The sequence below is a fragment of the Gemmatimonadaceae bacterium genome (assembly GCA_036273715.1).
Classification (GTDB): domain Bacteria; phylum Gemmatimonadota; class Gemmatimonadetes; order Gemmatimonadales; family Gemmatimonadaceae; genus JADGGM01.
In genome coordinates, this window is sequence record DASUHB010000053.1 from 36,062 (window position 1) to 48,976 (window position 12,915).

At 65.9% G+C, this 12,915-nt stretch carries 10 protein-coding genes; 3 read left to right on the forward strand and 7 right to left on the reverse strand.

Translation table 11 applies throughout. From position 1 onward, the window contains the following. Positions 1-57: 57 nt before the first annotated feature. Entirely contained in the window at positions 58-2,247 is a 2,190-nt protein-coding gene (locus tag VFW04_11720) for a prolyl oligopeptidase family serine peptidase (GenBank protein HEX5179990.1), read from the forward strand. An 18-nt stretch (positions 2,248-2,265) separates the two neighbouring features. Here VFW04_11720 and VFW04_11725 read toward each other — a convergent pair whose 3' ends face one another. From VFW04_11725 to VFW04_11750, 6 genes are all read right to left on the reverse strand, one after another. Next, on the reverse strand, positions 2,266-3,540 hold the full coding sequence (locus tag VFW04_11725; GenBank protein ID HEX5179991.1) for an MFS transporter: 1,275 nt from the start codon (positions 3,538-3,540) through the stop codon (positions 2,266-2,268). Then, on the reverse strand, positions 3,537-4,556 hold the full coding sequence (locus tag VFW04_11730) for a hypothetical protein (protein HEX5179992.1): 1,020 nt from the start codon (positions 4,554-4,556) through the stop codon (positions 3,537-3,539). Before VFW04_11730 ends, VFW04_11725 begins: the two co-directional genes overlap by 4 nt. Positions 4,557-4,787: 231 nt before the next feature. Then, positions 4,788-5,039 (reverse strand): hypothetical protein, encoded by a 252-nt coding sequence (locus VFW04_11735; protein ID HEX5179993.1) that lies wholly within the window; start codon positions 5,037-5,039, stop codon positions 4,788-4,790. An 81-nt stretch (positions 5,040-5,120) separates the two neighbouring features. Continuing rightward, the gene (locus VFW04_11740) at positions 5,121-6,311 is read right to left on the reverse strand and encodes a hypothetical protein (GenBank protein HEX5179994.1); all 1,191 of its coding nucleotides are present in this window, start codon (positions 6,309-6,311) and stop codon (positions 5,121-5,123) included. 84 nt (positions 6,312-6,395) lie between these two features. Then, positions 6,396-6,806 carry a hypothetical protein gene (locus VFW04_11745; GenBank protein ID HEX5179995.1) on the reverse strand — a complete coding sequence of 137 codons (411 nt, stop codon included), beginning with the start codon at positions 6,804-6,806 and terminating at the stop codon, positions 6,396-6,398. 254 nt (positions 6,807-7,060) lie between these two features. Beyond that, positions 7,061-8,038 carry an NAD-dependent epimerase/dehydratase family protein gene (locus tag VFW04_11750; protein ID HEX5179996.1) on the reverse strand — a complete coding sequence of 326 codons (978 nt, stop codon included), beginning with the start codon at positions 8,036-8,038 and terminating at the stop codon, positions 7,061-7,063. Between the two features lie 147 nt (positions 8,039-8,185). Between VFW04_11750 and VFW04_11755 the strand changes: the two genes are divergently transcribed. After that, on the forward strand, positions 8,186-11,038 hold the full coding sequence (locus tag VFW04_11755) for a M14 family zinc carboxypeptidase (protein ID HEX5179997.1): 2,853 nt from the start codon (positions 8,186-8,188) through the stop codon (positions 11,036-11,038). Between the two features lie 170 nt (positions 11,039-11,208). Next, complete coding sequence (locus VFW04_11760) at positions 11,209-11,868, forward strand: outer membrane beta-barrel protein (protein HEX5179998.1); 660 nt, start codon at positions 11,209-11,211, stop codon at positions 11,866-11,868. Between the two features lie 73 nt (positions 11,869-11,941). Here the strand turns inward: VFW04_11760 and VFW04_11765 are convergent, their stop codons facing one another. Further along, complete coding sequence (locus VFW04_11765; protein ID HEX5179999.1) at positions 11,942-12,535, reverse strand: Yip1 family protein; 594 nt, start codon at positions 12,533-12,535, stop codon at positions 11,942-11,944. Positions 12,536-12,915: the final 380 nt, after the last annotated feature.

Sequence of the window (12,915 nt, forward strand, 5' to 3'; positions counted from 1 at the left end):
ACGTCCGAGTCGATCGGCGCGCGTGTGCGCGCCCCCGTCACTCTACGGAGAGTCTGGATGCCCCGCTACCGGTTTGCGGCCCCGCGCCTGCGCGCCCGCCGCGCTGCCCGTTCCGCCACTTCGTTAGGCCTGGCGGTCGCCGTCTTCGGCGCCGCCGTGCCTGCCGCCGCGCAGATGTCCAACGAGCGGCTGCAGTACCCCGCCGCGCATCGCGACAGCACGGTCGACGACTATTTCGGCACGCGGGTGCCGGCGCCGTACCGGTGGATGGAGGACGAGAACAGCCCCGAGGTGCGCAGCTGGGTGGAGGACGAGAACGCCGTGACGGCCGCGTACATGGACAAGGTGCCGCTGCGCGATGCGTTCAAGAAGCGCCTAACGGAGCTCTGGAACTACGAGAAGGTCGGCGTCCCGTACCGGCAGGCCGGCCGCCTGTTCTACGGCAAGAACTCCGGTCTCCAGAACCAGAGCGTGCTGTACGAGCAGGACAGCCTGGGGAGCGCGCCGCGGGCGATCCTCGACCCCAACGCGCTCTCGCCCGACGGGTCGACGGCGCTGGCCGGCTCGTCGGTCTCGCCTAACGGAGAGTATCTCGCGTACGGGCTGTCGCAGGGCGGCTCGGACTTCGAAGAGCTCCACGTGCGCTCCCTGCGCGACGGGCGCGACACCCCGGACACCGTGCGGTGGGTCAAGTTCTCCGGCATCTCGTGGACCGCCGACAACCGCGGCTTCTTCTATTCTCGATTCCCGGCGCCCGCCGCCGGCCAGGCGCTGTCCACGGCCGCCGTCAACCAGAAAGTGTACTACCACGTGCTCGGTACACCCGACAGCACGGACAAGCTGATTTACGCGCGGCCGGACCTGCCCGATTGGTACATCATGTCGTCCACCACCGAAGACGGACGCTTCGCGTTCATCACGCTCGTCCACGGCACGGACACGAAGAACCAGGTCTTCTACATGGACCTGAAGGATGGCGCGCATCCGGATCTGTCGGCGCCGCTCCTGCCGCTCGTCTCGCAGGGCGATGCCGAATACGCCCCGTTAGGCAACGACGGCGACACGGTGTTCGTGCAGACCACCAACCAGGCGCCCAACCGCCGCGTCATCGCCATGGTGCTGCCGGATACGTCGCGCGCACACTGGCGCACCGTCGTCCCCGAGCAGAAGAGCGTCCTCGAGAGCGCAACGCTGGCCGGCGGACACGTCGTGGCCCAATACCTCGAGGACGTGAAGAGCACGCTCGCGATCTACGGCACCGACGGCTCCAAGCAGGGCGCCGTTGCGCTGCCGGGCATCGGCACCGTCGGCGGTCTGTCGGGGCGCATGGATACGCCCGAGCTCTTCTACAGTTTTTCGTCGTTTCTCTTCCCGGCGACCGTCTATCGCTACGACTTCGCGACCAAACGCAGCGTGCCCTTTCAAGCGCCGCATGTCGCGTTCGACGCGAGCGCATACGAGACGCGCCAGGTGTTCTATCGGTCCAAGGACGGCACACGCGTGCCGATGTTCATCACCGCTCGAAAAGGTCTCAAGCTCGATGGCTCGCACCCCACCGTGCTCTACGCGTACGGCGGATTCGACATCAGCGTCACGCCATCCTTCAGTCCGACCACGGCCGCGTGGTTGGAGCACGGCGGCATCTACGCAGTAGCCAACCTCCGCGGCGGCGGCGAATACGGCGAGGCGTGGCATCACGCAGGCATGCTCGACAAAAAGCAGAACGTATTCGACGACTTCATCGCGGCGGCCGAGTATCTCATCCACGAGCACTACACGTCCACGGCGCACCTCGCCATCCACGGCTACTCCAATGGCGGCCTGCTCGTCGGCGCGGTGTTGGACCAACGCCCGGACCTGTTCGCCGCCGCGTATCCGGGCGCTGGCGTGATGGACATGCTGCGCTATCAGAAGTTCAGCGCCGGCGTGGGTTGGGTGCCCGAATACGGCTCATCGGATGACTCGACGCAGTTCAAGTATCTGATCAAGTATTCGCCGGTGCAGAATCTCAAGAAGGGCACGTGCTATCCGGCGACGATCGTCACCACGGCCGACCACGACGACCGCGTGGTGCCGAGCCACTCGTACAAGTTCATCGCCACGATGCAGGCGGATCAGTCGTGCGCGCGGCCCGTGCTCATCCGTGTCGAAACGAAGACGAGTCACGGCTACATGCCCACCGACAAGCGGATCGCACAATTGGCGGACGTGTGGGCGTTCACAGGCTGGAATACGGGCATGCGGTGACGACCGAAGCCTGCGACGTCATCCACTGAGCGACGGTGCGCCGGACGCGCCGCACTCCGCGACAGGCGAGGGGCGGTCGTCCGGCTCACTCATCCCGAACTCGATGCCCCGCTTTTCGCGGCCCGCCGCCGTCGCCACCGCGCCGAGGACGCACACGAGCAGCGCCGTTAGCGCCATCGACTGCGCATAGGTGGTGTGTGCTGCTAACGCGGCTTCGATGTACGCGGCACTGCTGGCCACCAGCACGCCGCACTGATACGCAAATCCGGGCAGGAATCCGCGAACCGAATCGGGCGCCAACTCGGTGATGTGCGCCGGAATCACACCCCATGCGCCCTGCACCATGAACTGCATCACGAACGCGCCTGCCCACAACAGGGCGAGTGACGGAGCGAACGCCCACAGCGGTATCGACACGACCGCCAGCACGAGCGCGATCACGATCGCACGACGCCGGCCGATGCGATCCGACCACATGCCGAACGCGAGGCCGCCCGCAATGGCGCCGATCATCGAGAACCCGGTGATGAGCGCGCGCGTTTGAGGCGACAGGTGCCAGTCGCGCTGCAAGAACGTGGGATACATGTCCTGCGTGCCGTGCGACACGAAGTTCATCATCGACATGAGCACGACGAGGTACGCGAACAACTTCCAGTTGCCGACGATCGCGCGGCCAAGACCCGACCAGCTCTCGTGGCGCGTGCGCTGCCACACTTCGGATTCCTTGACGCGCACGCGAATGAACAGCGCGAGCAGGGCAGGCAGTCCGCCGATGAAGAACATCGGACGCCATCCCCAGCGCGGGAAGACGAAAAAGAAGCAGACCGCCGCGAGCAGATATCCCACGGCGTAACCCTCCTGCAGCAACCCGGACAGCACGCCGCGCAAGCGCGTCGGCGCTTTCTCCATCGCCAGCGATGCGCCGACGCCCCATTCGCCGCCCATCCCGATGCCGAAGAGCGCGCGCAGCACGAGAAACGTCGTGAAGTTAGGCGCGAGCCCGGTGAGCACTTCGATCACCGAGAAGAACACGAGATCGATCATCAGCGGAATGCGCCGGCCGTAGCGATCCGCCATCAGCCCGAAAATGAAAGCGCCCACGGGGCGGAAGGCCAACGTGAGCGTGAGCGACAGCGCGAGCGCCTTGTCGGTGCGTCCGAATTCGCCGGCGATCGACGTGAGCGCGAATACGACGAGGAAGAAATCGAATGCGTCGAGCGTCCAGCCGAGGAACGTCGCGAGCACCGCTTCGCGGTGGTCGCCGGCGATGCGGGGAGCGGTGGTCGACGTCACGTTCCGGTCGGCTCGACGCGATGTCGCATGCCGCCGAGCACCTCGTCGACGCGCGTCGGCAGCAACAACGAATCCGCGATCTCCGCGATTTCCTCGGCTTCCCGCCATTCGCGTTCGAGCTCGGCCAACTCGCCCTCGAGCGCGCGCCGCTCGCGCTCTTCGTGCGCCGCCATCTCGAGCGCCAGCCGCACGGGGACGGGCAAGGGAAGCACCAGCGCGTGGTCCTGCTGCCGCACGGTGAGCGCGAACACTCCTAACGGAGTCACGGCCTCCTCGAGTACCCGGACGGCCTCCGCGATCTGGACGCGCGATCCTCCGAACCGGTTGACCACCGGCAGGAGCATCGCCGCCGCGCGTTGGGCAGCCTCACCTTCCAGCTCGACCGGCGGGGTATTGTTGTGCGACGCCGCATGTCGGACGCACAGCGCCCAGTCGGTTGCATTCGTCCCGCCGCGCACCGCCAGCCGATCGAGATCCGCGCGCCGCACCGGCGCCACGATGCCGTTACCGATGGGAATGCGCGCCACGATCGCCGACGGCGATCCGTACAGCAGCGCGCGTCCCCACTGCGTGACCGCGAATGCGATACCGCCGACACCCACACCAACCGCCGCGCCGCCGGCGAGCGTCGCTCCGACAGCGGTCACGCCCACGCCGGCTTGCGCCACGCGAAATCGACGACGCCGCCCGAACTGGTCGCCGTAGCGCCACGCCGCAAGCTCCGGACGAAGCGGCTGTCCGATTCTCACGAGCGTCATGCCATCCGCGATGCGCGCCAGGCCGATGTTGTCCGTCGACATGCGAAGCCGCGTGGCGCGGAATCTCCGCTCGCAATCGTCGATGGCTTCCCATCGCTCGTCGAGCGGCGAGAGATTCCACCGCTCACAGTGCGTGCAGACCACCCAGAGCCGTCCCCGCGCGGGATCGAACGCCAACCGTCGACCCACCGGGAACGCCTCGATCACCGGATTTGTCCCCAGCGACGCGTGGCAGAAGATGCACGTGGAGAACATCACCCCAATATGTCGCGCCGGGGCGCTGCCCGCGAGCGCGCGACGCGTACTGTCGGGCGATGACAACTTCCGTACGGCGCTCGAATGGAATGCTGACTGTCGCGCAGTGTGCGCGATCAGCGATGAGACATGCGCGGCGAAGATCTGCGTTAGGCAGGAAGAACCACGCGCCTCGATGCCGAGGGCCGGCGGGCCGGAGTCGCGCCGCCGGCCTCGATCGATCGGGCGACGATGCTACCGGTCGTACTTGAGGCAGATTTTGAGCTGCTGGAGCGCAGCGTCGGTCGCCTCGAGGGCTTTCACACGGTGACCGCCAAAGTCGTGCGCCGCGTGCTGCAGGTCGAAGCGCGCTTTCACCAGGGCGTCCACCGCCGCATTGATTGCCGGATGACGCTCGGCTGCCGAAACATTGCCGGCGTAGAATGACAACGAGGCGATGCCGGCCATTGCCAGCGTTCCGATCGCCAGTCTCCACTTCGTGCTCATGAGGTCCTCTCGGTCCATGGGGTTATCCGATGGACGAACAAGACCACTCCACGTTCGCGAAGAAACCTTCGCGACGGCGGATCAGTGATGCGCGTTCACGAGAGGCAGCAGCTTCGCGAGACCGGAGTTGTTGCCGGCGTAATTGAGCAGCCCGATTTGAACGCCGTGCAGCTCGCGCGCGAAATTGAAGATGCCGAGCGCGAGCCCGTGCTGCGTGCCCTTCACCTGGTTGAACGCGCTCAGTGAAAACCCGGTGAACGATCCTTCGCGAGAAATTCGCATCCACGCTGGAGCGATCACCCCGCCTTTCACGTAGTTGCCGCCCGCAACGAGACTGGCCACGAACCCGTGCACCTTGGGCGCGCCGACGGCCAGACCGGCCAGGGTGATTCCCTCGATAGACCCCCCGGCGCCGACAGCGATTCCTGCCGCCGTGAAACCCTTGACGCGATTGCCGGCCCCGACGCCCAGGCCGGCGAAAGTGATGCCCACGATGTTGTCCCCGGCGCCGACGCCGACACCGGCGAGCGTCAAGCCGCGCACGCTCTGCCCCGCGCCAACGCCAACGCCGGCGATGCTGATCCCGTCCAGGCTTTCTCCCGCACCGACGCCGAGGCCGGCCACGCTCAACCCGCGCACACGATTCCCGGCGCCGCTGCCAAGTCCGGCCACGCTGACGCCCGTCACATCGTGCCCCGCGCCCACTCCGAGTCCACCGATGATCACGCCTTTCACGTCCTGGCCGGCGCCGACACCCAGTCCGCCCGCGGCTAGACCCTCCACGTCGGATCCGGACCCGGCGCCGAGTCCGCCGACCAGGATCCCGTGAACCGACTTGCCGGCTCCGGCGCCGAGCAGACCGACGGCAACGCCGGAGAGATCGTCGTCGGCGCCAAGTCCGATGCCGAGACCAACGCCGTCGATGCGCCGCGCTCCGGCGAGCGGCAGGCCGAGCGCAAGCCCCTGGACGAGCCCGTCGCTGTGCTGGTACGGCGTCCAGATCGTCGCGTTCAACCCGTGAACGACGTAGTGGCCGCTATCGCGAAAGTTGAGGCGGATGCCATCGACGTAGCGCGCGTTGCCGATGGCGAGTCCGACGTCATGAATGGTGAGATGCAGCGCTCCGTCACGGCTGGTGTCGGTTGCGGCGTGCGAGGTATCGGGGGAGGTCGGTGTCTGCGCGGTTCCGCGCGCCACGCATGTGACGAACGCGAGTGCGAACGCGGCCGCGCACGCCGCGCGGCGACCTGCGCTCAGAACGAAAAGTCGCATGGGAGGGCAATGGGTCGAGTCGCCCTGACGTACGGTCGGTCCAGTGCGGAGTTTCAGCCTGCCTTACCGCGTGCCCAGCGTCCGTTAGAGCAGGAGCGCCGTGCGGAGCACGAGATCGAAATCGCGGTACGTGATCGGCAGCGGAAAATACAGCGAGCCCGTGCGAAGCGCGCGATCGCGCGCTTCCGCGTTGCGGTGCAGCGCCGCGCACAACAACAATCGCGCACCGACGGCGCCCAACCATTCGGGCAATCGCTGCGACATCGCGCACGGGTGATCGAAGTCGACGATCGCAACGCGCGGACGCGTGCGCGCGACAGCCTGGTCGACCGGTTCGTCGTCGAGCGGGTGGGCGGGAGCAAGTCCCGAGCGCAGCACGAATTCATCGAGGAGTGCGGCGGTGTCGGCGTGACCGGCCAGAATCAGCGCGCGCACCGCCGGCAACGGCGGCGGCACGAGCGAGAGCGGTCGGTTCTCCGATTGTGTGAGCTGCACGTTGCGGCCTCGACGAATTGCAATTGACCCATGTGCTCGCGATCGACTCGAGCGAGCTCATTCATGGAAGATTTACGGAAGAGCGCGTAACAGCGCGCGCGAGGTTGTCGCGCGCGCGCGTCGCGACGTGCAACGCGCTGTTGCACGAGGTGTCGTGAGGTTGACGCAAGTGACGTGCGGTGATGCGCAGCGATGCCCGGCGGGATGACGTCCGAGCGCACCGCGGTTTGTCGGCGCGCATCGGACGCGGCGAGTTACGCAGCGAGAAGCTTCGCGCTCGCGCGGTAACTGCTGATGATGTTGGGCAGGTAGCGGGACATCGGTGTGTACTCCAGACCGAGTGCCGCACACGCATGCGAGCCGTCGACGCGAAATCCCGACGTGGTGAATCGTGCTTCGTCGAGTGAGAGGCGCGGACGTCCGCCGAACAACGACGCGGCGGCGGTCGAGAATGTTGCCGTCGTCGTGGTGATCCAGTTGGGCATGACTCCGGGCGCCGACTTGCCGGACACCTTCGCCACGCGCGACATGAATTCGTGCGTCGACATCGTCTCGGCGTTCAAGATGTAACGCGATCCGCTGTGTCCTTTATCGGCGGCGAGTGCGATTCCGGTTGCCGCATCGCGCGCCCAGATCCATCCCATCGGTGCGTCGCCGGTGCGGCGGCGCTTGCCGGTGACGAAATCGTAGACCATGCGGCCGAGCCATCCGGAATCGCCGGCGGCGACGATGAGACCCGGATTGACGACGATCACTTCGACACCCTTGGCGCGGTAGCGCAGCACTGCTTGTTCGGCGGTGAGCTTGGAGCGCTCGTATGCCGTATGGGTGTAGCCGCGGTGCACGGTGCGCTCGGTACCCCAGAAGCCGGGTTGCTCACCGATGGTGAGCGACGATGACACGTACACGACGCGCGGCACGCGCGCTTCGAGCGCGGCAGCGAGCGTGTTCTCGGCTCCGTACACGTTCACCGCGTGAAAGGTCGAGGCTTGCGGCGCCCAGAAGTCGAAGAATTGCGCGACGTGGACGACCAGGTCGCAGCCCTGCATCGCATCCGCGAGGAGCCGGGCGCGCATGAGATCGCTCATGACCGGCTCGGCGCCCAACTTTCGTAACACTCCGATGCCGCTCCGTCGGCGAACCTGTCCGACCACTGCATCGCCGCGTTCGCGGAACACCTCGGTGAGCGCGCGTCCGAGCGGCCCGGCCGCTCCAGTCAGAAATACTCGCATGGCCTGCGTCTCCTCTCGTGTCCGATCGATTGGCCCTCGTCAATTGACGATTCGGATACGGCCGGGGAACGCCGGAAGGGGTTGATGGAGCGCGTGTTTGGTGATACTCACAACTACCCAAAACGTACCTCCAGCCACCTACCTCTCGTGCTTCCCTTCTCGATCCTCCTCGCCGTCGCGCTGCAACAGCCTGCGGCGTACCAGCAGCCGGCGCCCCCTGTTCAGCAGACGCATTCGGTGCAGGCGCCGGCGCCCACTCGACACCGGGTTGCGTTGGACACGGGCTATGCCCGGTTAGTCCGCGAAGCGACGACCGACCCGCGGTTTCTGCCGCAGGCAGTCGCCACGCTGCCGGCGAGCGAGAGCGTCCCGAGTCCGCTCAAGTTTTTCGGGAGCATCGCGGGAGCGCCCGGCGTGATGCACCACACGAAGGACATCTACGCGTATTTCCGCGCGCTCGCGCGGGCGACACCCCGGGTGCGCGTCGACAGCATCGCGACCACCGAAGAAGGGCGACAGATCATTCTCGTGGTGATCGCGGACGAGCAGACCATGCACTCGATCGACCACTATAAAGCGCTGATGCGGCGCCTGGCCGATCCGCGGACGCTGCCCGCCGATTCCGCGGCGGCGGTGATCGGCGACGCAAAGCCCATCTACTATCTGAACGGCGGCCTGCATTCTCCGGAAATGGGTTCGCCGGAAATGCTAACGGAGCTCGCGTACCGGTTGGCGGTGGGCGATGACTCGACCGATGCCATGATTCGCAGCCGCGTGATCACGATCATCAATCCGGTGAGCGAGCCGGATGGCCGCGACAAGCAGGTGGATTGGTACCTGCACTATACGAAGGGCCGTCCGAAGTTCGACGACGGCTTTCCGCGTTCGTCGCCGTTCTGGGGCCGCTATGTGCTGCACGACAACAACCGCGACGGCCTGCAGATCTCGCAAGCGCTGACGAAGGCGATCTTCGACATCTACTACGATTGGCATCCGTTAGTCATGCACGACCTGCACGAGTCGGTGCCGCTGCTGTACGTGTCGACGGGCACCGGGCCCTACAACGTGAACAACGATCCGATCATCATCGGGCAGTGGCAGGTGCTCGCCAACAACGACATCACGACGTTGAGCGCGGCCGGGCTGCCGGGCGTGTGGACGTGGGCGTTCTTCGACGGATGGTGGCCGGGCTACGGCATGTGGGTCGCCAACAATCACAATGCGGTCGGCCGGTTCTTCGAGACGTTCGGCAACGCGGGCGGCGACACGTATCTGCGCGATCTGTCGGGCGAGCGATACGCCGGAGCACCGGTGACGTCGCGCGAGTGGTATCGGTCGTGGCCGCCGACGAAGGAGGTGTACTGGAGCTCGCGCGACAACGTCAATTATCAGGAGACCGGCGTTCTCGCGTCGCTCACATACGCAGCGACCAACGCCTCGAAGATGTTGCACGACTTCTATCAGGTGGGCGTGAACAGCCTCGCGCGCGGCCGCACGGAGACGCCGCACGCGTACGTGATTCCCGGGTTCGCGCGTCAGCGCGATCCGCGCCGCGTCGCCTACCTGATCAACCAGCTCGAGCGCCAGCACATCGAGATCGATCGACGCACCGCGGGCGATTCGGCGGGCGACTTCGTGATCAGGCTCGACCAGCCGTATCGCGACCTCGCCGTCAACCTGCTCAGCACGCAGAGCTACCCGAGCACGGCGCAGTATCCGCCCTACGACGACATCGCGTGGACGTTAGGCGCGCTTTACGGCGTGCAGGTGCACGCGGTGAACGATACGTCGGTGTTTCACTGGACCGATCTCGAGCGCCTCGCGGACACGGTGGCGTACCGCGGCGCGGTGCGGGGCGCCGGCCCCGTCTACCTGCTCGCCTACCGTGCGCAGAGCGAAGTGCTGCCGGCGCTCTTCCACCTGCGTGAACGCGACCGCGCGGCAACCGCGGCGGTGGCGGAGCACGCGTTCGTCGTTGGGCAGGACAGCTTCCCGGCGGGATCGGTGATCATCGAGCGCGCGCCGGCCGGCGCGGCGAAAGAGATCGCCGACCGATGGGGCTTGCCGCTGGTGAGCGCGGACCGTGTGCCGGATGTCCAACGGCACGCCGTCGACCTGCCCCGCATCGCCGTCTACCATTCGTGGTACGATACCCAGGACGCCGGCTGGTCGCGCTATACGTTCGATCAGTTAGGCATCCCGTACACGTCGATCGACAAGGACGATCTGCGGCGCGGCGCGCTGCGCAAACGGTTCGACGTCATCCTGGTGCCCAACATGAACGGGTCGCTCGACCGGATGATCAACGGCGTCGATCGCGACGTCGGACCGCTGCCGTTCGAGAAGACGTCCGCGACGCCTAACTTGGGCACGCCGTTCTCGAGCCCCGACATCACCGGCGGCCCCGGCTTTGCCGGCCTCGAGGCCCTGCGCGCGTTCGTCGACGATGGCGGCGAGCTGATCACGCTCGAGACGTCGACGCGCCTCGCGGCGGAGTCGGGCATCGCCGCCGAGCTCTCGCCGCATCCGACGCGGACGTTGTTCCATCCGGGATCCGTCGTGCGCGTGCGCATGCGACACGCATCGCCGATCCTCTATGGGTTCCCCGACACCACCACCGTGTTTCGCGGCAATGCGCCGCTGTTCGAAGTGCCGCCGCGCGACAGCGCGATGCTGATTCTGCAGTACGGCACCAAGCTGCCGGAAGCGGCGGATACCGGCGCGATCATGGGCGAGCCCAACAAGGCCGCGCCGCCGCGCGACTCGACGGCGAAATCGAAGAAGCACGGATCGGAAGAGCCGTACGTCGTGTCCGGCATGGTGCGCGGGGAGGATGAGATCATCGGGCAAGGCGCGATCTTCGACGTGCCGGTCCGCAAAGGACACGTCGTTGCGTTCACGTTCGATCCGCTGCATCGCTATCTCAACCATCACGAATTTCCGATGGTCTGGAACGCCATCATCAATTGGAATGTGGTGCCGCCTCGTTCGACGCAGTGAGTGGACAATTTCGTCTCTACGCGTGGACAGCAGCGCGCGCGAAGCGTTTGGCCGTTTCGCGCGCAAGTGCCATTGTATCAATGCGGTAGCGCGAGCGCGCGAAAGTCTGGTATGACGCGTGCCTTCGGCGCGAGGTGTGCTCGCATGACATCTCGTACCGGAGGAACCCGATGCGTACAGGAACCGGCGCTGTCGCGGCAGTCGTCGCGCTCGTCGCGGCCGCCGTGCCGCTGAGCGCGCAGCGTGGGCTGCGTGTGATCGACGAATCGTCTGATGAGGTGGTTCAGTTCACGCCGTACGTCGGCTATCTGACGTTCGGTGATTTCTTCAGCCGGCGTACGGGCTCGTCGTTGACGACCGACGACGCCGCGGTGGTGGGAGCACAGCTCGCGCTCAAGCTCGCACCGTACGTCTCGTTCTACGGCAACCTCGGCTACGCGAAGTCGAACGTCGAGGTGGATGTGCCGCTTGCCGCGACCGGCGCGCAGGGCAATTCGAACATCTGGCTGTACGACGGCGGCTTGCAATTCAGCGTGCCGACCGGTCCATTCGGCCGCGGATCCGTGAAGCCGTTTTTCCAGATCGGCGCCGGCGCCATGCACTACAATTTTGGCGACGGCGGCGACGGCGTTCCGTCGACAACCGCGACCAACTTTGCGTGGAATGCGGGTGTAGGAATCGATGCGAGGATCGCGCGCTCGATCGGCGTGCGGTTCATGGCCAAGGACTACATTGGCCGGTTCAATCTGCAGGACATTTCGGGCGAGCCGATCGACGCGCCGGTGACACAGAACTGGGCGTTGTCGGCCGGATTGCGATTCGGATTCTGATCGACGGCCGGATGCACGGTGGGGCGGGGCGCGCGTGCGCGCCCCGCCCCACGTGCCTAACAGAGCGCCTGGGTCAGCGCATCATTGCCATGCCGCCGAGACCGAGCATCGCGAGCACCCAGCCAATCACCAGGAACACCACGATGCCGGCGATGATCGCGACGACCGTGTATCCAGCTGCTTTGTCGGCCGGCGCCTTCATCAGAATGGGTAATCCGAGATAGAGCAGATAGATCGAATAGATCAAGCCGATCAGCGCGCCGATCCAGCCGATGACCGGTATGATCGCGAGAATTCCGAACACCCAGACCGCGGTGAGCGAATACGCGGAGACCTTCAGCGCCTGCATGCTGCCCTTCGTGCCGCCGAACGTCGGCGCCAGGGCGTCGATGATCAACGCGAACACGTAGACGGCGACCAGGTCCGTGATGAAGGTCCCGCACGCAAAGCGGATCAGCCAACCTATCGGGTAGCCCACTCTGCCGATTAAGCCCACGCTTCCGCCAAAGAGTACGGCGCCGATGACAAACGCGATGATACGCGCGAGCGACAGCGGAATGACGTATCCGGTGTACAGCCCGCCCACGGTGGCTGGTTCAGCGTCGATCACCGACCATTCCTGCCTCGGCTGCGTGATCAGTTTTTTCGCCCTGTCGTTCAGGCCCATGTGAGTATCCCTCGTCGGACTGTGCTGGGATGGCTATCCGGCGCATGATCGCGCAGGAGGTGCGCGCGCCGGGCTGGACTGCCGCGGGAACGCGTGATGATTCTGCTTCCGGGAAGCACGCGCAAGAGGCGTTTCAACGGCGAAGTGCGGAACTTGCGGAACCGTATTCAGATCAACGTGTTGAGAATGACGGGCCGAGGCTGCCTGGAGCGGTGTCCCCAATCGACCACGGCCACTGTCCAGCTGGACGGACGAATAGGTGGTCGCGGCTGCTGAAAACGCGTTGCACGGCAACAACTTGCGTCGCGGCACGACAGTCGCCATAGTGAGGGTGGGGCGTGGTGTCTTGGGCGCCCGTGGTTCCGTCGGCCAAGGCCGGT